Consider the following 22,110-nt stretch of genomic DNA (forward strand, 5'->3'; position numbering starts at 1 on the left):
TATGCAGACCACCCCGCGCTGGCGGTCTGCCTGTCATCAATCCCTTTTGCAGAAAATTATTGGCAACATCCTGGTTACTTTATCGCTTCCGGCGCTGAAAAATCCTGCATGCGCCCCACTCTCCTTATCGGCGCTTTTGGCATTTACTTTAAAGACATCTCGCCCTGGCGCGTGATGTCCCCTCCTGGCACCTCCATTAATGGCGTCTTTCTTTATCCAGCAGCAGGCTGAACGCCGCCGGTAAAACGGTAAGCGTCACCAGCGTGGCGACAACCAGCCCGCCGATAATTGCATAGGCCATTGGCCCCCAGAACACCTGATGTGAAATCGGGATCATGCCCAGAATGGCGGCACATGCCGTCAGCATAATCGGGCGGGCGCGGTGTTCGGCGGCAGCCACAATCGCCTCGTTCGCGGCCATCCCCTGCGCCAGATTGCTGTCCACTTCGCTTATCAAAATGACGGCGTTGCGAATAATCATCCCCGCCAGCGCAATCACGCCAAGCAAGGCGACAAACCCCATCGGCGTGCCGGTCGGCAGCATCGCCAGCACAATGCCAGGCAAACCAAAAGGTGCCATCAACAGCGCCAGCAACATGCGGGAAAAACGCTGCAACTGGAGCATTAACAACACCAGCATCACGATAAGTGTCACCGGTAGAACCGCGTAAACCGAGCCGTTCCCCTTTGCCGATTCCGCTACCGTGCCGCCCTCTTCGATCCGGTATCCTGCAGGCAGTTGCGCACGCAGTTTATCCACCGCCGGGCGCAGGCCAGCCGACAGGTTTTCGGCACTCACACCGGGTGCCAGATCGGTTTGCACCGTAATAAACGGCAGCCGCTGGCGACGCCAGATAACCGGATCGTCCACGCCCCAGCCCACGGTTGCCACTTCGTTCAGCGGAATTTTCGTGCCGTTAGCGCCAGGCAACATCAGTGTCGATAACGTGCCGATATCCAGCCGTTCACGATCGTTGCCACGGAGAACCACATCCACCAGCCGATCATTATCCCGCACCGTGGTTACCGTACGCCCGGACCAGACCGTATTCAGCATTTGTGCAATGCTCTGCGACGAAACCCCTGCCGCCCGCGCCGCAGTCTGGTTCACCTGCAACGTGATGGTTCTTTCCGGTTCACCAGCGGTCAAATTCACTTCGCGGGCAAGCGATGAGGTGCCAATGTCACTCGCCAGCCGACGCGCGAACTGTTGTACCCTGGCATAATCCGGCCCGCTCACCCGGTATTTCACTGGCCACCCTACCGGCGGCCCTAACTCCAGCGGCGAAACGCGCGTGGTAAACCCGGCGAACTGGCTTTCCAGCACGCTGTCCAGTTGCTGGCGCAGGCGATCGCGCGCCGCTAAATCTTTTGCCACCACCACCAGTTGCGCCGTGTTTTCGTTATCGCGCAGGACATCCATCGGCAGATAAAAACGTATCGCGCCGGAGCCGACATAGGTCGTGTAGTGATCAATATCTTTATTACCGTTCAACACCTTTTCCAGCCGTTCGACTTGCCTTTCTGTTTCCAGTTGCGCGGTATTAGCGGGCAGCGACAGGCTGACCAGCAGTTCGGGGCGATCCGATGCCGGGAAAAACTCCCCGTGCATTCGGGTGGCCCCCACGCACGCCAGCGCCAGCGCTACCACTGCGATGCCAATGGTCATTAAGCGGTGGCGCAGCGCGCGTGCCAGTAAGGCCTGGTAGGCACGCGCCAGACGTCCGCTACCTTTGCTGTGGCTTTCTATTCTGGCGGGCAGCAGCCAGGCCCCGGTCAACGGCGAGAACAGGATCGCCACCACCCACGAGCAAAGTAGCGCTATCAGCACCACGGCAAATAACGAAAAGCAGTACTCTCCGGCGCTGGAGGCGGCAAACCCGACGGGAATGAAACCGGCGATCATCACCAGCGTCCCGGTAAGCATAGGAAACGCGGTGGTTTTAAAGGCGTAGGTAGCGGCGCTTTTGCGCGATTCGCCGGCTTCCAGCCTGGCGACCATGGTTTCGACGGTGATCATGGCATCATCCACCAGCAGGCCAAGCGCAATGATCAGCGCGCCCAGTGAAATCCGCTGCAAGCCAATACCGGCCAGCATCATTCCGGCAAACGTCATCGCCAGCACCAGCGGTATGGCGGCGGCCACCACCAGCCCTGCCCGCATCCCCAGCGAGACAAATGAAACAGCCAGCACAATCAGCACCGCTTCGACAAGCACCCGCACAAAGCCGCTAACCGCATCACTCACCACTGCGGATTGATCGGCGACTTTTGTCATCTCTATGCCGTGGGGCAACTGGGTTTTAATCTCTGCCATCCTGGCGTTGAGCGCCTGGCCGAAACGCAGCATGTTGCCGGTGGAGGCCATGGAAATGGCCAGCCCCATCGCGGGCTGACCGTTGACACGAAACACCGGCGCTGGCGGTTCGGCGAGCTGGCGGCTCACGGTGGCGATATCGGTCAGGGGAATATAGCGATCGTTGATATGCAGGGTAACCGCCCGCAGGCTCTCTTCCGTAGTCAGCGCGCCGCTAACCCGCAGCGCAACGTTATCCTGCCCGGTACGAATAATCCCGGCTGGCTCGACGGCATTTTGCGCATTGAGTGCATCGCTCACCTGCTGGATATCCAGCCCCATGCCAGCCAGTTGCCGGGGAGAAAACGCAATGACGATCTGCTCCTGCTGTTCGCCCAGCAGAGTGATTCTGCCAATATCATGCACTGACATCAGGTCGCGGCGAATATCTTCCACCCGATCGCGCAGTTCACGCGCCGTGTAGCCCTCCGCCGTGAAGCCATAAATCGTGCCGAACGTATCATCAAATTCGTCATTTACCGCCGGTCCCTGCACACCCTGCGGTAGCGAAGGCGCAATGTCCTGCATCTTTTTGCGCACCTGATACCAGATATCCGGCACTTGCGCCGGCGGGGTGTCATCGCGCAGATTTACATAGATAACGGCGCTGCCTGCCCGGCTTTCGCTTTCGATGTAATCCAGCCACGGGATCTCCTGTAATTTTTTTTCCAGTACATCCGTGACCAGCCGGGTAGTGTCGGTAACCGTCGCGCCAGGCCACTGCGCCGAGACCACCGCCGTCTTGATGGTAAACGCCGGATCTTCAGTGCGCGGCAGGTTTTCATAACAGAGGATGCCGGTGGCAATAACCAGCATCATAAAAAAGCTCACCAGTTGCTGGTGTTCAAGCGCCCAGGCAGAAAGATTAAAGCGCGGTTTGGTTTCAACAGAGCTCATGGCTGCAGCTCTCCCGGCGTCACTTTTTCACCGGCGCGCAGTTTGCTTACGCCTGCGGTGATAACCCGGTCACCCGCACTGATGCCGGTTGCAATCACCGCAGACGAGGCGGTGTAGCTCGCAAGCGTGACCGTCCGAAGCTGCGCCTGCGACTGTTTGTCGATAACAAAGACCGCCGGCTGGTCGCCGACGCGGCTCAACGCCGAGGCGGGCACCACAAAGCCGGGCGATGTCGCCACCGGAATATCAACGGTGGCGCTGGCACCCAGTGCCATCGCCGCTGGTGGGGACTGAAGCGTCAGCCTGACCTGCCATGTGCGCGTTTGCGGATCGGCCTGCGGGCTGATATCACGCAATACGCCGGTGGTTTTCTGCGTGGGATCGGCCAGCAGCGCGACCGAAAACAGGGGCGTTTTTGCTGCCTGCGCGGGCAGTAATTGCGGATCGGCGATAGCAAAAACCACATCGCGCGCGTCGCTGGTCGCCAGCGTGAAGATGCTTTCTCCGGCGCTGACCACTTGTCCTGCAGAGGCGCTAACGCGGGTGATAACGCCATCGGCAGGCGCGGTCAGTTGGGTCCAGGCCAGATTATCCCGGGCATTGCGCACCGCTGCTGCGCTGCTTTTAAGGCGGGATGCGGCAGACTGCCAGTCGGCACGGGCGATATCAAGCTGCGTGCGGGCGATCGCGCCGGAGGGCATCAGTTTCTGCATCCGGTTCAGGTTCAGCGCGGCAAGCTGTTCGGCGGCGCGGGCGCTTTCCATATCGGCGGTGGCGCTGGCCAGTTGGTTCTTACCGGTTTCACTTTCCAGCGTGGCGAGCACCTGCCCGGCATGTACGCGCGCGCCGATATCCACCTGCCGGCTGACCATGCGGCCATCCAGCCGGAAAGCCAGCACCGTTTCATCATGGGCGTGGATCTCGCCGGTTCGTACCGTGCCCGGATTCGGCGACGCCTGCGCGACTACCAGATAACGCACAGGCCTGGGCGGTGCGGCGTGGTCTGTTTTTTTCTCTCCGCACCCCGTCAACAGCGGAATGACCGCCGCCGTAACCAGTAACGGAAGCAGAGCGAGGAAGGATAAAGCGCGTGCCGCATTAAAAAGGTGGTGCAGGCTTTGACGAAAATAATCGGTGAATTGTTCTGACATGACGCCACTCCGGATCGGTAATGGCGCCATTTAACGTGGCGTACGTCGAGAATCACTCCACGTTTCGTCAAGAATTCATCAAGAGTGCAATTTTTTTTCGCCGCGACCATCCACAGGGAGAGTGATGCTGATCCGCAACCCGCCTTTTTCGGGCAGCGCCGCGCTGATACTGCCGCCGTGGGCAACACATATCGCCCGCGCGATAGAAAGCCCCAGCCCGCTGCCGCCGGAATGCCTGGCGCGGGAGGTTTCCGCGCGGGTAAAGCGATCGAACATGATTGGCAGAAAATCGCTTTCCACGCCCGGTCCGTCATCCTCAAAATCGATCCGCCACGCGCTCCCCTGCTGACTGAGGTGGATCGCAAGCTGGCCGCCCCGCCGGCCATAGCGCAGCGCATTTTCCATCAGCACGATAAAGACCTGCCCCAGCCGGAACGCATCGCCAGTAAACAGCGAAGAGGAACGGGACGTCAGCGCCATAGTTATTCCCGCGGCATCAGCCTGCGGTTTCAGCCAGGCGAGCTGCTCGGCTAACAGATCTTCCAGCGACAGCGGCTGAAGATTAAGCGTCAGTTGACCAGCATCGGCCAGCGAAAGCAGATGCAACTCATCCGTGAGGCGGCTCAGGTGCTGTAGCTGTTTCATCACCATTCCCAGTTGTTGCTGGCTGGGTTCAAAGACGCCATCAAGCATCCCTTGCAGACGACCAATGGCGGCGGTGAGCGGAGAACGCAGCTCGTGCGCCATCGCAACGTGCGACGCGCGCAACTCCCGGTCGTAGCGCGCCAGCTGACGGGTCATGTCATTAAAATCGCTGACAAAACGTACCACTTCGGCGGGCGCATCTTTTACCAGGTCCGCCTGGCGGCCAAATTCGCCTTGCGTGACTTCATCGGCCGCTTCGCGCAGGTGGCTGAACTGTAAAGAGAGTGGCCGGGCGTAACGTAGCCCCATAATCACAATAAAGGGGATCATCACCAGTACCAGCACGCCCACCATGATCCAGTCGGCCGAGGCGATGGAGGGCTTCGAATAGCTTATCCCCCACCATTTATCGACGATCTCATGGAAACGCACCGGGTTCGCCTGCGGGTTGTCCAGCAGGGCGAGGTACTCCGCTTTCACCGCAGACGGCATATCATGCAAAACCCAGAAGTTTTGCACGGCGCAACGCAGCCACATACACAGGGCAATGACAATAACAGTGCCGATAGCCAGCGCGATGATGCGCGCGCAAATCCAGCGCCACAGCGATTGATGAGCACGATTTTTCATGGCTGGCGGAACCTGTATCCAATACCGCGCACATTCGCTAAAACGCCGGTAACACCCGCGTTTTCCAGCTTTTTGCGCAAGTTGTAGACATGCGTATCGACCACGCGCTCCAGCGCTTCGCTCTCCGGCAAACAGTGTTCCAGCAAGTGCTGGCGGGAAAACGGCAATGTCGGGTGGCGCATCAGCGTTATCAGAATAGAAAACTCCGTTGGCGTCAGTTCCAGGCTGCGCACACTGTTTTCAGCCTGGGTGACCGTTGCGGTGATGGCGACAGTATCCACCTCCAGCGTCTGCCAGCGGAGCACCTCTTCCTGCGTGTTCGTTCGTTTACTGCGCCGCAGCACCGCCTGCACGCGTGCCACCACTTCGCCAGGGTGATACGGTTTCACCACATAATCATCGGCCCCGTATCGCAGCGCCCCTATGCGCTCAGAAGTATCCCCCATGGCGGTGACCATGATCACCGGGACATCGTTAATGCGCCGTAGCGCCGCCAGCACCTCGGTGCCATTCATGCCCGGCAACATGATATCCAGTAAGATCAGATCGGGTTTCCAGCGCTGCGCCATGTCCAGCCCTGTCAGCCCATCTCCGGCCAGCGAAACGTCATAGTTTTCACGTCGCAGATAGGCTTCCAGTACGCTGGCCGCATCGGCATCATCTTCAATCACAAGCACTCTACGGGATATCATTTGCTTACCTTGACCATTTCTTAATAATTCCCTGACCGTTTATTGATATGACCTGTCTATATTCCTTGTCAGGACATGGCGAACCTTCGCCGCAGCATACTACCCCACCCAGCGAGATGTGATGATGATAATGAGAAAAACCGTGTTGTATAGCGCCTGTCCCCTGCTGGCTCTGTTGGCCTCCACGGCCAGAGCCGACGACGCCCCCGCCGTGCAAAACGGAGCGACGGTGGGCATTGGCGGGGAATATGCCCCGCGCTACAGCGGTTCAGACAAGCAACGTATGCAGGTGGTTCCGGTAATTCAGATCCGCGATAATGCGCTCTTTTTTGATTCGCAAAAAGGGCTGGGTTATGACCTGCAAACCGACAATGGTTTTTATCTGGAACATACGCTGGGTTATGCGTCAGGCCGCGCCGATCGTGACTCTGGCTGGCGGGACGGCGCAGAAAACTTAAAAGGCATGGGCAATATTGACGCCACGCTGAATACCGCGCTGGCGGTTGGCTGGCAAGCCACAGACTGGCTGGTGCTGGAAAGCAAAGCCACCCTGCCACTTACCGACAGCCAGGGGGTGCAGTATCAGGCGTCCCTCACTTTGCTGCCGGTGCAGACCACCCGCGATACGCTGGCTTTCCAGTCTGCCGCGCTGTTTGGCGATAGCCGATATATGAACACGTTTTACGGTGTCAGCCAAAAGCAAAGTCTGCGTTCCGGCTATGCGCGCTACCACGCAGAACAGGGATTTTATGGGATCGATAATAGCCTGACGTGGAGCCATCAATTTGATGCCCACTGGGGAACATTGCTGAGCGCCAATTACACATGGCTGAACGATCACGCGGCTGACAGCCCAATTGTGCTACGCCGTAACCAAAGCTCAGCGGTCATTGCCATTACGTATACTTTTTGAAAGGTGCGGGAAAAAATGGACAAAAACGATTATCAGTTTCTGGCAAAAATATGGTTTGCCTGTGGTGTCGTTTATCTGGCGGCTTATCTGACCTATATCAGCAGTTAACCGTAAAAATACTGTTGCAGTAGCCATAGTGAATGCCGCGCTGGATAGAGAACGCCGTGCGGCATACCAAAGCGACCATATCTGTCTGGTTTGATGTATTTCTTATGCAATAATTCTGAAGTACTTACTTAGGTGATTATTTATTCTCTGGCAATAAATATTGCTCTGTAGATCGGTGCGTTACGGTTTATTGCCGCCATACATTTTATTTACGTGGTTTTTCTCCTCAGTGATATTTCTTTAATTTACGTTAACAATATCAATTTCATTCAAAAAAATTGCTGCATCAAAATTATACAATATATCAACGATCGATCACCTTACAATTGATAGATATAAACTATTGCTTTTCATTTTTATTAAGATTTTAACGATCGATCACTAATCAATACCTTCTCATGGCCGATAAAACGTAGATGCCGACCGCTATAGCGGCCAGGCATGCAGATAAATTTCACTAAGGGAAGACCATGGAAAATACAACAACGATCGGTAAGCCAAAGGGTATAAGTATCAGAAATAAGATAATGCTATCTTTCGGGATATTATTATTGTTATTACTTTTTATTGCCGGAAATGCGATTTACCGGCTTGATGAGGCGAAAAATAAAATATCCAAAATCGTGACTGAAGATTACCCGACCACCGCGCTGGGTAATAATTTAATCCGCGATGTTAATGGTTCAACGACGCTGTTTCTTAATGCGATCATTGAAAAAGATGCAGCTAAAAAAGCACAGTTGATTACAGACCTTGCCGCCAGGTCTGAACAAATAAGCGAACTGTATAAACAGCTGAATAAACAGGCTGATGATGATGCGTCGCAGGCTCTGTTAGAGAAAATCACCGCCGCGCGCAGTCTTTATATTCAGTCCCGTAGCAAAGTGATTGGCAATATACAAACCAATCCCGACGCCGCCATGACGGAATATACAACCAACACGCGTAATTATGAAAGCCAGTATATTGAGAAGATTAATAACTTTATCAGCCTGCAACGGGATGAAATGCAAACGTCATATAGTGATTTCTTGCATGATTACAATCTGAGCCGGATGGTGATGATCTTCATTACCCTCATCTGTTTTATATTCGGCATTATCATGGCAATCATTATTTCACGTGCCATTGTTGGCCCTATCAAACATGCCGTTGATGCGGCGATCAGGATCGCGAAAGGCGATCTGGGCACCGAGATAAAAGTCACCTCAAAAGACGAAACGGGGCTGCTGACAGGCGCAATCGGCCACATGCAGGAGGAGCTGAAAAAAATTGTTCTGGAGATCCGCAGCGGCGCGGAAAATATTGCCACTGGCGCATCGCAGATCATGGCCGGCACACGCGATTTATCTGCCCGTACGGAAGAACAAGCGAGTTCCATTGAGCAAACTGCCGCCTCCATGGAGCAAATCTCTTCAACGGTTAAGAATACGGGTGATAATACGGCAAATGCGTCGCAGCTTTCTGCAAGAGCCAGTGACGCGGCGAAAGATAACGGCAAATTGATGACCTCGCTGACGCAGGAAATTCACAATATCAGCAGCTCGGCGGACAAAATGTCTGACATCATTAACTTGATTGATTCTATCGCCTTCCAGACCAATATCCTGGCGCTTAACGCCGCGGTTGAAGCAGCACGCGCAGGTGAACATGGCAAAGGGTTTGCCGTGGTGGCGCAGGAAGTTCGCAATCTGGCGCAGAAAACGGCGAATTCGTCGAAAGATATCCGTGCACTGATTGAAAACTCGACACAGCAGAGCGTGCGCGGCCTGGAGATGGTGCGTCAGGTGAACGGTAAAATGGACGAAATGGTCGAGAACGTGGATAACGTCTCCAGTATTCTGAAAGAGATCGAACAAGCGAGCCTCGAACAGAGTGACGGCGTACAGCAAATTAACATTGCAATCGGCCAAATTGATACCACTACCCAGCAAAATGCGGCGCTGGTCGAAGAGTCGGTTGCCGCGTCTGAAATGCTCAACGAACAAGCCAGAGTGATGAAAGAGTTGGTGAGCGTTTTCAGGGTTCCGGCGAGCGTTTGACTTTGAACGAACACGATTCGCAGTAAAACGGTGGTGATGAATACGTCGCCGTAAATCGGCGACGTGTGCAACAATCATAGCGTCGGCTGGTCTCCTGCCAGCCGACGCTAATTCCCGTTTCAACGTCAGCCACGGCATCGCCACTCTTTCCCGGCGCGGATGAGACGCCGACAACAGGCACGAAAATGTTCGTAAATACCCTTATTTTTACAGGTTCAACGCGTGAAACCGCCACACCGTTACGGTTTCCATTGACACTCCAGACCGCAAACCGTCCGGATGAAGTTGCACAGCGCTTGCGCGCCTTCAGCAATAGTTGGAAAGGTTGCCGAATGGTAGATACCTTCGCCATCTGCGCCGAACAGATGTTGATACTCCGGCTTAACATCGATGGAAGTGAACCGCTTTAAGGTCTCGCGATTACAACGAATGCGGTAGCCATTTTTAAAGCGTTGCAGCATATGCACACCGGTGGTGGAATTACCGGTGCTTCTGGCAATATTTAACATCTACGCCTCTCCCTAATACGCGAAAAATAGTAACCCTCACATTACTGAATTTCTGATACTGCGCTATTTCCCCGCATTTTTTGGCAGCAAGTAATCAGGTGTTGTACGCCGGGTTATTAAGCCAGTGGTTTTAAAATGATATTGATAAGGGCCATCAATATAGAATGGCAACGTTTTCAGCTAAATTCTTTGCTACTTCAAACATTTCCTGAATGCGGCCCGCTTCGCCTCTTGATCAGTGACAGAATTTAGCAATACTGTATATAAACACAGTTAACCGGGTTCATCATCATGCAGTTCATCCCATCGACCGAGAGTGATCGCCTCATTCCCCTTCCGCTCTTTGCTGAGCGCGTTCCTTGTGGGTTCCCAAGCCCGGCGCAGGATTATGTCGAAGAGCGGCTTGATTTAAACAAACTGGTGGTTAAACACCCCAGCGCGACTTACTTTGTCAGGGTAAGCGGGGATTCGATGATCGGTGCGGGGATTAGCGATGGTGATTTGCTGGTGGTTGATCGCTCATTGACCCCAGTGCACGGCGATATTGTTGTTGCGGCGGTTGCCGGGGAATTCACGGTGAAGGAGTTGCGGACCCGCCCTGTTCTCCAGCTCATCCCGCATAATGTTCATTATGCGCCGATTGTTTTCCAGGCTGAGGAAGAGTTGCAGATCTTCGGCGTCGTGACATTTACGTTGAAGTCAAATCGACATGTTCGCGCTTGTTGATGTGAATAACTTCTACGCCTCCTGCGAGACGCTGTTTCGCCCGGATCTGCAGGGGAAACCTGTCGTTGTCGTATCCAACAACGATGGGTGCATTATTTCGCGATCGCGTGAGGCAAAGAAACTGGGCATAGACATGGCCGCGCCTTATTTCAAAATCAAAGATGAGCTTCATCGTCAGCGCGTGACGGTGTTTAGCTCAAATTATGCGCTGTATGCCGACCTCAGCAATCGTGTCATGTCGACGCTGGCTGAAATCACCCCCTCCGTCGAGCTTTATTCTATTGATGAGGCTTTTATCGATCTGTCTGGCGTATCAAACTGTATTTCACTTGAGGCATTCGGCCATCAGATCCGTAATCAGATTTTGAAAAATACCGGGCTGACAACGGGCGTTGGCATTGCCCCAACGAAAACCCTCGCCAAGGTGGCCAATTACGCCGCCAAAAGATGGGCCAGCGCCGGGGGAGTTGTGGATATTTCCTCCCGGGAGCGGCAACGTAAGTTACTGTTTCACGTGCCGATACATGAGGTCTGGGGCGTGGGACGTCGCATCAGTAAAAAGCTGGCGTTAATGGGCATTGAAAATGCGCTGCAACTTGCCGACAGTTCAACCTGGGTTATCCGTAAACACTTCAATGTTGTGCTGGAACGAACCGTGCGGGAACTGCGCGGCGAATCATGTCTGGCATTTGATGAATTTCCCCCCACCAAGCAGCAAATTATCTGTAGCCGCTCTTTTGGCAAGCGGATCACGCAGTATTCAGATATGCATCAGGCCATTTGCGCCTATGCTGAACGCGCGGCAGAGAAGTTACGCGCGGAACATCAGTTCTGCCGCTTCATCAGCGTCTTTATTCGTACCAGCCCGCATGCGGATAATCGTATTTACTACGGAAATCAGGCATCCGTGACGTTGATGACGCCGACTAATGATACGCGCGACATTATCCGTGCTGCGACAAGCTCGCTGGATCAGATATGGCGGGAGGGGCATCGTTATATGAAGGCTGGCGTGATGCTTTCAGATTTTTTCAGCAGCGGCGTTGCCCAACTCAATCTGTTTGATGAGAATCGCCCCTACGCGAACAGCGCAGCGCTGATGGAAACCATTGATCGTTTAAATACATCGGGGAGAGGAAGCGTCTGGTTTGCAGGACAGGGAATTGAAAAAAACTGGGCGATGAAACGCGACATGCTTTCCCCCGCCTACACCACACGCTATTCCGATCTGCCTGTCGTGAAATAAAGACCGTACGGAAACCATAACCGACCGCGATTTTCATCAACAAATGCGCCGACAGACTGGCGCATTTGTCATATCAGGCCTGCTTATGCGTGACTGTACTCTTTTACCAGCTGGCGCAGATCCAGCTCAGAGGAGTAGTCCACGTCCGGCATTGAGAAGCCATTCAGCGCGTAAAACTCAGCGAGATACCCGGCGAAGTCACCAACGGTTTTAAAGTTCTCGGTGGTGACCCGTTTTCTTAGCAACTCCACAGCTTGCTGAACATCCGGGCGCAGCTCGAAATCATCAAGGCGGATCCGCCGCTCCTCATCCGTTACGACGTTGCCCATTGGTGGGTAAAGGTGGTTCAACATCAGCCTGTGCATCTGCTCGATGCAGGTTTCATGCAACCGCTTCTGCTTCATTACCTTGTACAGCAAGGTAATATATAACGGAAACATAGGGATAAAGGCGCTGGCTTTGGTCACCAGCGCTTTGCACACCACCGCATAGGCATGACCATTAATGCGCTGGAGCTGTGCGTCAAGCTGGTCGGCTGTTGCGTGCAGATGGGCTTTCGCCGCGCCTAACGCGCCCTCTTTATAGAGCGGCCACGTTGATTTCGGGCCAGTATAAGAGTACGCCACCGTTTTGAACCCCTCAGCCAGCACACCAGCCGCCGATAACATATCAATCCAGCGTTGCCAGTCTTCCCCACCCATAACTTTTACCGTATCGGCAAGTTGTTGTTCGGTCACCGGTTCCAGCGTCTGATTCACCATCTTGCGGGTTTCCAGGTCAAAACCCGGGCCGGAAAAGGCTTGCCCGCGCACGCCAAGCGTCGAGGTGTAGCGCGTACCATCCGGGCAAATTCGCACGCCAGAGGCAACCGAATAGACAAGCAGATCAATGCTGCCGCCAAACTCCTGCTTGATGTATGCAATCACGTCGTTGCGGGTCGTATCGGAAAAAGCATCCGCGATAAAATTTTTCGCGATAAGCCCTTTTTCATGCGCCCGGCGACGAAAAAAAATATTGTTATACCATCCGGCGCTGCCTATACCTTTTTCACCCGGACTTTTTTCAAATGAAACGCCAATCGTATCGGCACCGCCACCAAAGGCCACCGCGATGCGTGAGGCCAGCCCATATCCGGAAGAGGCACCAATCACCAACACCTTGCGCGGACCATAGATTTCCCCATGCGACTCAACATAGTTAATTTGTTTATCAATGCCCTGGCGTAAACCTTCAGGATGGCAGTTTTTAGCCACATTGCCTTGAATAATAAGCTCCATCAGTTCACCTCCTCAGCCAGCGCTTTTTCCAGCGGCGGCAGAACAACGGCTTCACCGACAATAACCTTATCCCCATGCTGATTGGTGCACGTGGTTTTAAGCCGCACCCGGTTTTTTTCGCAATTAATCGCGATAACTTCCGCCGTCGCCGTAATCGTATCGCCAATAAATGTTGGCTTAATAAATTTGAGATCCTGGCCAAGATAAATAGAACCGTTGCCGGGCAGTTTATTAGCAATTACCGCTGAGATGAGCCCACTTACCAAAATACCATGAACAACACGTTGCCCGAATATACTTTCCCGCCCTGCACTCTCATCCAGATGAACGGGATTGGTATCGCCAGATGCCAATGCAAAATCTGCGACGTCATTATCCGTCAATGTTTTTTTAAACTCTGCACATTGACCAATATGCAAATTGTGGATTGAATTAACCATAAAGCACACGTCCTTTTCAGATATATTTTGAAAGCGTTTAACGGAAGCATTTAGAGAAACAACTAATTGTATCCATATACACCTTTTTCCCCCAACCTCGTCAACCCCCATCGGATTGTCATTAGCTATAAGAATGGATTTATATTTATCTTTTCAGATACAGAGTATGTGTAAACTGCTCCTTAAATTAGATTTTTTACTTAAGTCGAAAATTGCCATGCAGCGCCAACCCCGTAGCTACCCGAGGAGAAGAAAGCGTTTTATCAATAAGATACCTCCGGTGCCAACAAGAAAGATCTACACGCAATCCTTATTAAAGTTTAAGAAAAAGATCATGGCCGATGAATTAATGATGAATGAAAAAACCACCAGACAAATGCAGTAAATAAGGTTAATTACAGAAAAATAAGAAGCATTGTAATTTTAACGCCACCGTTAACAACTTTTAAGTATTGACGCATATCAATACTGTAGAAAAATCTCTGCGCATTAATAGTTGAATCATTTAAATCAAAAGGTAATACAAATGAAGGACACGGATATTGTCGTTCTTGATTGTGCAAGAACTGCTATCGGCGTACTAAATGGATCGCTTGCTGAAATTAGTGCGCCGCAATTAGGCGCCACGGTGATTAAAGCGCTTCTGAAAAAAACAGGTATTGCAGCAAAAGAGCTCAATGAAGTTATTATCGGCCAGGTACTTACCGCAGGCAGCGGGCAAAATCCGGCGCGCCAGACGTTAATTCAGGGAGGTATTCCTGTCGATGTTCCGGCGCTGACAATTAATAAAGTGTGTGGTTCGGGGTTAAAAGCGCTGCAACTGGCATGGCAGGCGCTGAAATGTGGTGATGCCGAATTAATTATTGCCGGAGGGCAAGAAAGTATGAGCCAGGCACCGCATGTTTTGCCCCATTCACGCAGCGGCATGAAAATGGGTAACTGGCCAATGCTGGACAGTATGGTGAAGGATGGCCTCTGGGATGCTTTTCATGATTATCACATGGGGATCACCGCCGAGAATGTGGCCGAAAAATATGCGATCACACGTGAAGAACAGGATGCTTTCGCCCTTGCGTCACAACACAAAGCAGCAATCGCGTTAGAAACGCATCATTTTGCCAGTGAAATTGTTCCGGTTGACATCACCCGCCCTCGTAAAGAACCCGTCCTGTTTGATACCGATGAATTTCCCCGTCCGCAAACATCGCGTGAAGGCTTAGCCAAACTCCGACCAGCCTTTAAAACCGATGGCACCGTTACCGCCGGTAATGCCTCTGGCGTTAACGATGGTGCAGCAATGGTTATCCTGGCAACGGCGAAAAAAGCACGTGAGCTGGGGATCAAACCGCAGGCCAGATCGTGGCGTTCGGTACTTCAGGCGTCTTGCCAGAAATAATGGGAACCGGCCCCATCACGGCGTCTCGTCATGCGCTAACCCGGTCGAACTGGCAGGTTGATGAGTTGGATCTTATCGAAGCCAATGAAGCCTTCGCCGCTCAGGCCATCGCCGTCAACCGGGAAATGGGCTGGGATCTCTCCAGAGTGAATGTCAATGGCGGCGCGATTGCGCTCGGCCACCCTATCGGTGCATCCGGCACGCGAATTTTTGTCTCTTTGCTCCATGAAATGCAGCGCAGAAAAAGCAAAAAAGGTCTGGCAACGCTGTGCATCGGCGGTGGTATGGGCATCGCCGTCACCGTCGAAATGGAATAACGCCGCGATGAAGAATGTTATTTAACGTGAGGAAATGATGATGGGTAAAGTTGCGCTTGTGACCGGTGGGATCCGCGGTATTGGTGGAAAAATCAGCCTTCGCTTTCTGCTGGAGCATTACCAGGTTATCGCCATTGATACGGATGCGGATCGCCTGAAAGAGTGGGTTGAGATCCAGCGAGAAGCAGGGTTTGCCAAAGCCGACGCTATTCGCTGTGACGTCAGCGATTACGCGCAGTGTCAGGACACGGTCGGTACACTGCTGAAGCAATATGGTCATATTGATGTTCTGGTAAACAACGCGGGTATTACCCGCGATGCGACCTTTAAAAAAATGGATAAATCGCAATGGGATGCAGTTATTCAGGTCAATCTGAACAGTATGTTCAATATGACCAAACCCGTTCTGGATAACATGCTGGCTAACCAGCGCGGGCGCATCATTAATATATCGTCGATAAATGGTCAGAAAGGACAGTTTGGCCAGACTAATTATTCGGCCGCCAAAGCGGGTGTGCATGGTTTCACGAAAGCACTGGCGCAGGAGGTAGCACGTAAAAATATTACCGTTAATACCATCTCCCCAGGCTACATCAACACCGAGATGATGCAGGCCATCCCCACCGATGTACTGGAAGCTATTGTGGCGCAAATTCCCGTTGGTCGCCTCGGCGAAGCCGATGAAATCGCCGAACTGGCCCTGTATCTCGCCAGTGATAAGGCCGGGTTTATTACCGGCTCCAATATCGCCATCAATGGCGGCCAGCATATGTATTAAAGATATGCCATTTCCGGGCCTCACCGGCGATACATCTGGTGAGGCAATATTGGGGACTCAGGATTTTTTATCATGCTTGAAAAATTAAGTTCGTTTGTTGAGCTTGCGCGCAGGAAAAGGCCGAAAATAATTGCCGTTGCCGCAGCAGAAGATTCTCATGCACTCGAAGCCATTAAGTGGATCAGAAATGACGGGCTGGCAGAGGCCATTCTGATTGGTTGCCGGGATAAAATAACCTCGCTCGCCGAACATCTTAAATTTGATATCAGCCATATCGAAATAATTGATATTCCAGATAAAACAGAAGCCTGCAAAGCGGCGGTGAGCGTCGTTAAATCCGGGCGAGCGCATATTTTAATGAAAGGACTTGTCGATAGTGCCATTTATTTGCGCGCGATTTTAAATAAAGAGACTGGCATTGCGGCATCGCGGCTTGTCACGCAATTAGCGTTTATCGAAAGCCCGCATTATCACAAGTTGTTTGCAATCACTGATGCCGGTATCACTATTACACCTGATCAGCGAGATAAAGCCACGATGATTGCCCAGTCGGTTAATGTCCTGCATCAGGTTGGTATTGCGGTGCCCAAAGTCGCGCTGATTGCCGCCGTTGAGCATATTACGCCTGCAATCGCCGCTACCGTGGATGCCGCGGCGCTGAGCAGCATCGCTTATGATAACTGTATTGTTGAAGGGCCGTTGTCCATCGATCTGGCTTTTAATAAAGAATCCTGCCGACATAAAGGGTTGCATTCGCAGGTCGGCGGCGATATTGACCTGGCCATCCTTCCGGATATCAACAGCGCCAATGTCTTTTATAAAACGGTGATGCAGCTTGGCGGAGCATTGAGCGCAAGCACACTGACGGGAACAACAAAACCGGTGGTATTTACCTCGCGATCAGACAGCGCTAAAACAAAATATTTTGCTATTGCTTGTGCGATATCTCAATGCAAGGACTGACTATGTATATTTTGGTGATAAATCCAGGTTCAACGTCTACAAAAATTGCGGTATATAACAACCGCACGCAGCTTATTTACCGCACATTTAACCATGATGAAAAAGAGATGGCGGCTTTTTCCACGATTCTGGATCAAAAAGCCTTTCGCAAGCAGATTATTCTCGACATATTGCAGGAACATGGTTTTCGCTTAAATGACATTGATATATTTATCGGGCGCGGTGGTCTGGTTCGTCATTTGCAAAGCGGCGTTTATCGTATTAATGATGACTATATTCACGATGCCAGTGTCGGCCTGAACGGTGAACATGCTTCTAATCTGGGTGCCATATTGGCTTGGGAACTTGCGCGGGCGGTAAATAAACAAGAGATGGCGTATACCGTTGATCCTGTCGTCGTCGACGAATATGACCCGATAGCAAAAATATCCGGAATGCCGGAGATTTCACGCGTTGGAGCTTTTCACGCGCTGAATCAAAAAGCTGTCGCGCACCGTTATGCCACGGAAACAAACCGCCCCTATTCCACGCTTAAATTGATCGTGGCCCACTTAGGTGGCGGCATCAGCGTGGGCGCTCACCGCGAAGGTCGTATTGTGGATGTGAATTCAGCCCTGGGCGGCGATGGGCCATTCTCGCCAGAACGCGCAGGCCGCCTTCCCAGCTATGAATTATTAAAACTGTGCTTTTCAGGGCAGTACACGTATGCGCAATTGAAGAAGAAGTTGATTGGCGAAGGCGGCGTATATGGTTATCTCGGCACCAAGGATATCCGTGACGTTGAGCAACAGATTATGGATGGGAATAAAAATGCGCAGGACATTCTGGAAGCCATGGCCTATCAGATAGCCAAAGAGATCGCCTCGTGCGCCGCCGTACTGGAGGGTTGGGTCGATGCCATCATCATTACCGGCGGCATTGCCTATAACAGAAGAATTGTCGAACTTATTCGTCAGCGCGTCAGTTTTATTACATCTGAAATCGTCGTTTATCCTGGTGAGGATGAAATGTTCGCGCTGGCCGATGGTGTACTGGCAGCGATGGAAGGTCAAAGGGAGTTAGTCGAATACTGAAGAGGTATTAATGATGGGTAAAAAGAATATTGCATTGTTTCCAAATCAAATCTCCGTGACGAAATCTAATGGCAGTGTATGCCTGCACATCGATTTCAACGATGGACAGGAGGATATCTCAATTGAGCTGAATAGTACGGAGGCAGAACATCTTTCAAGCGCGCTGGGTACCCGGCAAAATGAAATTCTTATTGCGGCCGAATATGCCGATTAAAAACACAACGGGAACCAGTCTGGTTCCCGCCTTTTATTTATCATTCGCAAACTAATTACACGACACCACCGCGATTTTCAACGGCTGCGTTTCGCATGCCGTTCCCAGTTATCCTGCTTCGCCTGCTCAGATTTGCGGATCGCAACATAGCAAGCGCCACTTCCGCCGTGGTGCGGCAGCGCGGTGCAAAACGCCTGAACCTCATCGAATTCAGGTAGCCAGCGCGCCAGATAACTCCGAATGATATTCGCATGCGAACCGTCTTCACGCGCTTTACCATGAATGATAAGCACATTGCGTAGCCCATCCTGGCGCGCATGATACATAAAACGAAACACCATTTGTCGGCACTGTTCAACCGGCTGGCGCAGTAAGTTCAGGCTTGCCTGTTGGCCATATTTTCCCTGGCGCAATTTATCAAGCACCCCTTGCTGCAGGCCTTCTCGTTTGAACTCCAGCGGTGAATCAAGCGGCACGATATCAAGAAACCCGGTGGTCAGAAAGTTGTCGAGTTGCAGCGTGTCGACGCGTTGTAGCGTGCGCGAATTGTGGTTCGGTTGCCAGTGCACATCGGCACTGCGCTTCAGGGGTTGGACATCTTCCATGGCGTCAAGGAAAAGCAATTTGTCGTCAGGGTTCATAGGGCAGTCCTCCGGCTACTTCAGCCCCCGTACTATAGCTGGCAGGGCCTGCGCTCACAATGCCTGGTGGCAAAATGGATTTTGCACCCGAAAAAATAATAGCGAATGGTTCTTCTGGACGATATTCCTATAACATTACTCTTAGTAATGTTATGAAAAACTCAACTTAAGAAAAATTAATATTCTGAATTTCAGTTAAATTAACGTGAAATCAATCACCAATTCTTACTGGAAATATGATGAAGGAACGCTATAACTATATTTACCGCGCAAGGATGAAAATGCAAAAAATAACGAACGGATGCGCTGCTGTGTGTACTGTAGAGCCTGACGGATGTCGGCAGGCTCTATTTTTTTATTCGCGAAATAAGCGCAATATATCATCTATTAAATAATGCATACTTCGCTGGCTATTATTTCACCAGCTTATTTCTTTACCCAGAATATAGTCTCTTTCGGGGTATAGCAGCATCGCTGGACGTTTGGTAAATTGGCGCCGTTGCCCACTGAAAAGGATGCCAGATGCTGACTTTACTTGAAGATAATATTTCCACGCCGCTTGGCCCGCTTTGGGTTCTGTGCGATGAACAATTCCAGCTTCGCGCGGTTGAATGGGAAGAACACAGCGATCGGATGGTTGAGTTATTAAATATCCACTATCGCCGGGAGGGTTACCAGCGCGTGGCAGCGCATAATCCGGGCGGGCTAAGCCAAAAATTGCAGGACTATTTTGACGGCGATCTGGCAGTGATTGAAACTCTGCCGACGGCAACTGGCGGCACGCCTTTTCAGCGCGACGTGTGGCAAGCGCTACGTACCATCCCCTGTGGTCAGGTAATGCATTATGGTCAACTGGCGGTAAAACTGGGACGTGCAGGTGCCGCGCGTGCGGTCGGCGCAGCGAATGGTTCAAATCCGGTGAGTATTGTCGTGCCCTGCCATCGCGTTATCGGCAGTAACGGCACAATGACGGGATATGCGGGCGGCGTGCAGCGAAAAGAGTGGTTGCTACGCCATGAAGGGTATCTTCTATTGTGAGAAAAAACGCACATTTAGCGTTCTTTTCACCCTCTTTTGTGGTAAAAGCCTTAGCGAAATGATGGAATTTCAAAGAGATGGTGCAATGTCATCTCTTTTCATTTCTGCCTCCCGTTTTATAAATCGTGAATTGACGTTTTACCGGGCTTACGCGGCCAGTAAAAAGCTGTTAAAATTGACCAATATCAATTACGGCGTTGAGCAGACCTATGATCCCGGAAAAGCGAATTATACGACGCATTCAGTCTGGCGGTTGTGCAATCCATTGCCAGGATTGCAGCATTAGCCAGCTTTGCATCCCCTTTACTCTTAATGAACACGAGCTGGATCAGCTCGATAACATCATTGAGCGTAAAAAGCCCATCCAGAAAGGTCAGACGTTGTTCAAAGCCGGGGATGAATTGAAATCGCTGTACGCTATCCGCTCCGGTACGATCAAAAGCTACACCATTACCGAACAGGGTGACGAGCAGATCACAGGTTTCCATCTGGCGGGTGATTTGGTGGGCTTTGATGCCATTGGTACCGGCCATCATCCGAGCTTCGCGCAGGCTCTTGAAACATCGATGGTCTGTGAAATCCCGTTCGAAACGCTGGATGACCTCTCGGGTAAAATGCCCAATCTGCGTCAGCAGATGATGCGTCTGATGAGCGGTGAAATCAAAGGCGATCAGGATATGATCCTGCTGCTTTCGAAGAAAAACGCAGAAGAACGCCTGGCGGCATTTATTTATAACCTCTCACGCCGTTTTGCACAGCGCGGTTTCTCCCCGCGTGAATTCCGCCTGACGATGACGCGTGGCGACATCGGCAACTATCTGGGTCTGACGGTGGAAACCATCAGCCGTCTGTTAGGCCGTTTCCAGAAGAGCGGCATGCTGGCGGTGAAAGGAAAATATATCACCATTGAAAATAGCGACATGCTGGCGCAACTGGCCGGTCATGCGCGTAACGTTGCCTGATTTTTTCCCCGCCTGATATCCCCTTTGCCGGGTCATTAATTTATCTGATTTATTGATCTGGCGAAGGCTTTCCCCTGTTTCATTCAGCACTTATGGGTTATCTTTTACTGACAGACTGTGGTGACAGATGTAAGGAGACCCTGTATGGCTAAGTATCAGAATATGTTGGTCGCCATCGATCCCAATCAGGACGATCAGCCAGCGTTACGACGTGCTGTGTATTTGCATCAACGGATTGGCGGCCGCATTAAAGCGTTTTTGCCTATCTATGACTTCTCTTACGAAATGACCACCCTTCTGTCCCCAGACGAGCGTACCGCAATGCGCCAGGGCGTCATCAGCCAGCGTACCGCGTGGATCCGCGAACAGGCGAAATACTATATCGACGCGGGTGTGCCAATCGAAATCAAAGTGGTCTGGCACAATCGTCCCTTCGAAGCCATTATTCAGGAAGTTCTGGCAGGTGGACACGATTTACTGCTGAAAATGACCCACCAGCATGACAAACTGGAATCCGTTATTTTTACGCCGACCGACTGGCATCTGCTGCGTAAATGCCCGTGCCCGGTGTGGATGGTGAAAGACCAACCCTGGCCGGAAGCCGGACGTGCAGTGGTCGCAGTCAACCTTGCCAGCGAAGAGATTTACCACAACTCGCTGAATGAAAAGCTGGTCAAAGAGACGCTGCAACTGGCCGAACAGGTAAACCACACCGAAGTTCATCTCGTTGGCGCTTACCCGGTGACGCCTATCAACATCGCGATTGAACTGCCGGAATTCGACCCCAGCGTATACAACGACGCCATTCGCGGTCAGCACTTGCTGGCAATGAAAGCGTTACGGCAGAAATTTGGCATTGATGAAAAACTCACGCATGTGGAAAAAGGGTTACCCGAAGAGGTGATCCCGGATCTGGCTGAACATCTGCAGGCAGGGATTGTCGTGCTTGGCACCATCGGGCGCACCGGTATCTCCGCCGCCTTCCTTGGCAACACCGCCGAGCAGGTGATTGATCATCTGCGCTGCGACCTACTGGTCATTAAACCGGATGAGTACCAGACGCCTGTCGAACTGGACGACGACGAAGACGATTAAA

Annotated in this window: 19 protein-coding genes and 1 pseudogene; 12 read left to right on the forward strand and 8 right to left on the reverse strand. The window is 52.0% G+C overall.

The window, feature by feature from the left end; translation table 11 throughout:
* Positions 1-196: 196 nt before the first annotated feature.
* The 4 genes from DFO56_RS05995 to DFO56_RS06010 all read right to left on the reverse strand — a co-directional run bounded on the left by DFO56_RS05995 (position 197) and on the right by DFO56_RS06010 (position 6,371).
* The gene (locus tag DFO56_RS05995) at positions 197-3,253 is read right to left on the reverse strand and encodes an efflux RND transporter permease subunit (protein ID WP_045513401.1); all 3,057 of its coding nucleotides are present in this window, start codon (positions 3,251-3,253) and stop codon (positions 197-199) included.
* Positions 3,250-4,404 carry an efflux RND transporter periplasmic adaptor subunit gene (locus tag DFO56_RS06000; protein ID WP_045513404.1) on the reverse strand — a complete coding sequence of 385 codons (1,155 nt, stop codon included), beginning with the start codon at positions 4,402-4,404 and terminating at the stop codon, positions 3,250-3,252. The genes DFO56_RS05995 and DFO56_RS06000 overlap by 4 nt, the downstream gene beginning before the upstream one ends.
* Positions 4,405-4,482: 78 nt before the next feature.
* Positions 4,483-5,679: a cell wall metabolism sensor histidine kinase WalK gene (locus tag DFO56_RS06005; protein WP_016496226.1), complete on the reverse strand. Its 1,197-nt coding sequence runs from the start codon at positions 5,677-5,679 to the stop codon at positions 4,483-4,485.
* Positions 5,676-6,371: a response regulator gene (locus DFO56_RS06010; protein WP_045513407.1), complete on the reverse strand. Its 696-nt coding sequence runs from the start codon at positions 6,369-6,371 to the stop codon at positions 5,676-5,678. Before DFO56_RS06010 ends, DFO56_RS06005 begins: the two co-directional genes overlap by 4 nt.
* Before the next feature lie 124 nt (positions 6,372-6,495).
* Between DFO56_RS06010 and DFO56_RS06015 the strand changes: the two genes are divergently transcribed.
* Together DFO56_RS06015 and DFO56_RS06020 are read left to right on the forward strand one after the other, a co-directional pair.
* Positions 6,496-7,284, forward strand: coding sequence for a MipA/OmpV family protein (locus DFO56_RS06015; RefSeq protein ID WP_045513462.1), 789 nt, complete (start codon positions 6,496-6,498; stop codon positions 7,282-7,284).
* 578 nt (positions 7,285-7,862) lie between these two features.
* Complete coding sequence (locus DFO56_RS06020; RefSeq protein WP_045513410.1) at positions 7,863-9,434, forward strand: methyl-accepting chemotaxis protein; 1,572 nt, start codon at positions 7,863-7,865, stop codon at positions 9,432-9,434.
* A 239-nt stretch (positions 9,435-9,673) separates the two neighbouring features.
* Here the strand turns inward: DFO56_RS06020 and DFO56_RS06025 are convergent, their stop codons facing one another.
* Positions 9,674-9,943 carry a hypothetical protein gene (locus DFO56_RS06025; RefSeq protein WP_016496231.1) on the reverse strand — a complete coding sequence of 90 codons (270 nt, stop codon included), beginning with the start codon at positions 9,941-9,943 and terminating at the stop codon, positions 9,674-9,676.
* Positions 9,944-10,234: 291 nt separating this feature from the next.
* On the opposite strand from DFO56_RS06025, the gene umuD reads away from it, so the two are divergent.
* Both umuD and umuC read left to right on the forward strand, forming a co-directional pair.
* Positions 10,235-10,669, forward strand: a complete 435-nt coding sequence (gene umuD, locus DFO56_RS06030) for a translesion error-prone DNA polymerase V autoproteolytic subunit (protein WP_016496232.1) — start codon at positions 10,235-10,237, stop codon at positions 10,667-10,669.
* Positions 10,653-11,915, forward strand: coding sequence for a translesion error-prone DNA polymerase V subunit UmuC (umuC, locus tag DFO56_RS06035; protein WP_045513413.1), 1,263 nt, complete (start codon positions 10,653-10,655; stop codon positions 11,913-11,915). Before umuD ends, umuC begins: the two co-directional genes overlap by 17 nt.
* Positions 11,916-11,998: 83 nt before the next feature.
* Here the strand turns inward: umuC and fabV are convergent, their stop codons facing one another.
* Positions 11,999-13,192, reverse strand: a complete 1,194-nt coding sequence (gene fabV / locus DFO56_RS06040) for an enoyl-ACP reductase FabV (protein WP_016496234.1) — start codon at positions 13,190-13,192, stop codon at positions 11,999-12,001.
* Complete coding sequence (locus tag DFO56_RS06045; protein ID WP_016496235.1) at positions 13,192-13,632, reverse strand: MaoC family dehydratase; 441 nt, start codon at positions 13,630-13,632, stop codon at positions 13,192-13,194. Before DFO56_RS06045 ends, fabV begins: the two co-directional genes overlap by 1 nt.
* A 526-nt stretch (positions 13,633-14,158) precedes the next feature.
* On the opposite strand from DFO56_RS06045, the pseudogene DFO56_RS06055 reads away from it, so the two are divergent.
* The 5 genes and pseudogenes from DFO56_RS06055 (at position 14,159) to DFO56_RS06075 (ending at position 18,373) form a co-directional block, all read left to right on the forward strand.
* A pseudogene (locus DFO56_RS06055) lies at positions 14,159-15,345 on the forward strand (acetyl-CoA C-acetyltransferase).
* A gap of 40 nt (positions 15,346-15,385) precedes the next feature.
* On the forward strand, positions 15,386-16,123 hold the full coding sequence (gene phbB, locus DFO56_RS06060; RefSeq protein ID WP_016496238.1) for an acetoacetyl-CoA reductase: 738 nt from the start codon (positions 15,386-15,388) through the stop codon (positions 16,121-16,123).
* Positions 16,124-16,195: 72 nt separating this feature from the next.
* On the forward strand, positions 16,196-17,086 hold the full coding sequence (locus DFO56_RS06065; protein ID WP_045513419.1) for a phosphate acyltransferase: 891 nt from the start codon (positions 16,196-16,198) through the stop codon (positions 17,084-17,086).
* A gap of 2 nt (positions 17,087-17,088) precedes the next feature.
* On the forward strand, positions 17,089-18,159 hold the full coding sequence (buk, locus tag DFO56_RS06070; RefSeq protein ID WP_045513421.1) for a butyrate kinase: 1,071 nt from the start codon (positions 17,089-17,091) through the stop codon (positions 18,157-18,159).
* A 10-nt stretch (positions 18,160-18,169) separates the two neighbouring features.
* Entirely contained in the window at positions 18,170-18,373 is a 204-nt protein-coding gene (locus DFO56_RS06075) for a hypothetical protein (protein ID WP_233500379.1), read from the forward strand.
* A gap of 77 nt (positions 18,374-18,450) precedes the next feature.
* Here DFO56_RS06075 and smrA read toward each other — a convergent pair whose 3' ends face one another.
* A complete protein-coding gene (gene smrA, locus DFO56_RS06080) occupies positions 18,451-19,014 on the reverse strand; it encodes a DNA endonuclease SmrA (RefSeq protein ID WP_045513427.1) in 564 nt (187 codons plus the stop codon).
* A 522-nt stretch (positions 19,015-19,536) separates the two neighbouring features.
* Between smrA and ogt the strand changes: the two genes are divergently transcribed.
* The 3 genes from ogt to uspE all read left to right on the forward strand — a co-directional run bounded on the left by ogt (position 19,537) and on the right by uspE (position 22,109).
* Positions 19,537-20,052: a methylated-DNA--[protein]-cysteine S-methyltransferase gene (ogt, locus tag DFO56_RS06085; protein WP_016496243.1), complete on the forward strand. Its 516-nt coding sequence runs from the start codon at positions 19,537-19,539 to the stop codon at positions 20,050-20,052.
* A gap of 209 nt (positions 20,053-20,261) precedes the next feature.
* Positions 20,262-21,014 carry a fumarate/nitrate reduction transcriptional regulator Fnr gene (gene fnr, locus DFO56_RS06090; protein WP_016496244.1) on the forward strand — a complete coding sequence of 251 codons (753 nt, stop codon included), beginning with the start codon at positions 20,262-20,264 and terminating at the stop codon, positions 21,012-21,014.
* 144 nt (positions 21,015-21,158) lie between these two features.
* Positions 21,159-22,109: a universal stress protein UspE gene (uspE, locus tag DFO56_RS06095; protein ID WP_016496245.1), complete on the forward strand. Its 951-nt coding sequence runs from the start codon at positions 21,159-21,161 to the stop codon at positions 22,107-22,109.
* The last annotated feature ends 1 nt before the right edge of the window (position 22,110 follow it).

This window comes from Kosakonia sp. AG348 (assembly GCF_003337365.1).
In the GTDB taxonomy this organism is placed as follows: domain Bacteria; phylum Pseudomonadota; class Gammaproteobacteria; order Enterobacterales; family Enterobacteriaceae; genus Kosakonia.

Bases quoted from the DNA above. Each gene is read 5' to 3' on its own strand.
- fabV (WP_016496234.1), bottom strand. From the start codon at position 13,192: ATGGAGCTTATTATTCAAGGCAATGTGGCTAAAAACTGCCATCCTGAA.
- phbB (WP_016496238.1), top strand. From the start codon at position 15,386: ATGGGTAAAGTTGCGCTTGTGACCGGTGGGATCCGCGGTATTGGTGGA.
- DFO56_RS06045 (WP_016496235.1), bottom strand. From the start codon at position 13,632: ATGGTTAATTCAATCCACAATTTGCATATTGGTCAATGTGCAGAGTTT.
- DFO56_RS06010 (WP_045513407.1), bottom strand. From the start codon at position 6,371: ATGATATCCCGTAGAGTGCTTGTGATTGAAGATGATGCCGATGCGGCC.
- DFO56_RS06020 (WP_045513410.1), top strand. From the start codon at position 7,863: ATGGAAAATACAACAACGATCGGTAAGCCAAAGGGTATAAGTATCAGA.
- DFO56_RS06015 (WP_045513462.1), top strand. From the start codon at position 6,496: ATGATAATGAGAAAAACCGTGTTGTATAGCGCCTGTCCCCTGCTGGCT.
- fnr (WP_016496244.1), top strand. From the start codon at position 20,262: ATGATCCCGGAAAAGCGAATTATACGACGCATTCAGTCTGGCGGTTGT.
- DFO56_RS06005 (WP_016496226.1), bottom strand. From the start codon at position 5,679: ATGAAAAATCGTGCTCATCAATCGCTGTGGCGCTGGATTTGCGCGCGC.
- smrA (WP_045513427.1), bottom strand. From the start codon at position 19,014: ATGAACCCTGACGACAAATTGCTTTTCCTTGACGCCATGGAAGATGTC.
- DFO56_RS06075 (WP_233500379.1), top strand. From the start codon at position 18,170: ATGATGGGTAAAAAGAATATTGCATTGTTTCCAAATCAAATCTCCGTG.
- DFO56_RS05995 (WP_045513401.1), bottom strand. From the start codon at position 3,253: ATGAGCTCTGTTGAAACCAAACCGCGCTTTAATCTTTCTGCCTGGGCG.
- umuC (WP_045513413.1), top strand. From the start codon at position 10,653: ATGTTCGCGCTTGTTGATGTGAATAACTTCTACGCCTCCTGCGAGACG.
- buk (WP_045513421.1), top strand. From the start codon at position 17,089: ATGTATATTTTGGTGATAAATCCAGGTTCAACGTCTACAAAAATTGCG.
- uspE (WP_016496245.1), top strand. From the start codon at position 21,159: ATGGCTAAGTATCAGAATATGTTGGTCGCCATCGATCCCAATCAGGAC.
- umuD (WP_016496232.1), top strand. From the start codon at position 10,235: ATGCAGTTCATCCCATCGACCGAGAGTGATCGCCTCATTCCCCTTCCG.
- DFO56_RS06065 (WP_045513419.1), top strand. From the start codon at position 16,196: ATGCTTGAAAAATTAAGTTCGTTTGTTGAGCTTGCGCGCAGGAAAAGG.
- DFO56_RS06000 (WP_045513404.1), bottom strand. From the start codon at position 4,404: ATGTCAGAACAATTCACCGATTATTTTCGTCAAAGCCTGCACCACCTT.
- DFO56_RS06025 (WP_016496231.1), bottom strand. From the start codon at position 9,943: ATGTTAAATATTGCCAGAAGCACCGGTAATTCCACCACCGGTGTGCAT.
- ogt (WP_016496243.1), top strand. From the start codon at position 19,537: ATGCTGACTTTACTTGAAGATAATATTTCCACGCCGCTTGGCCCGCTT.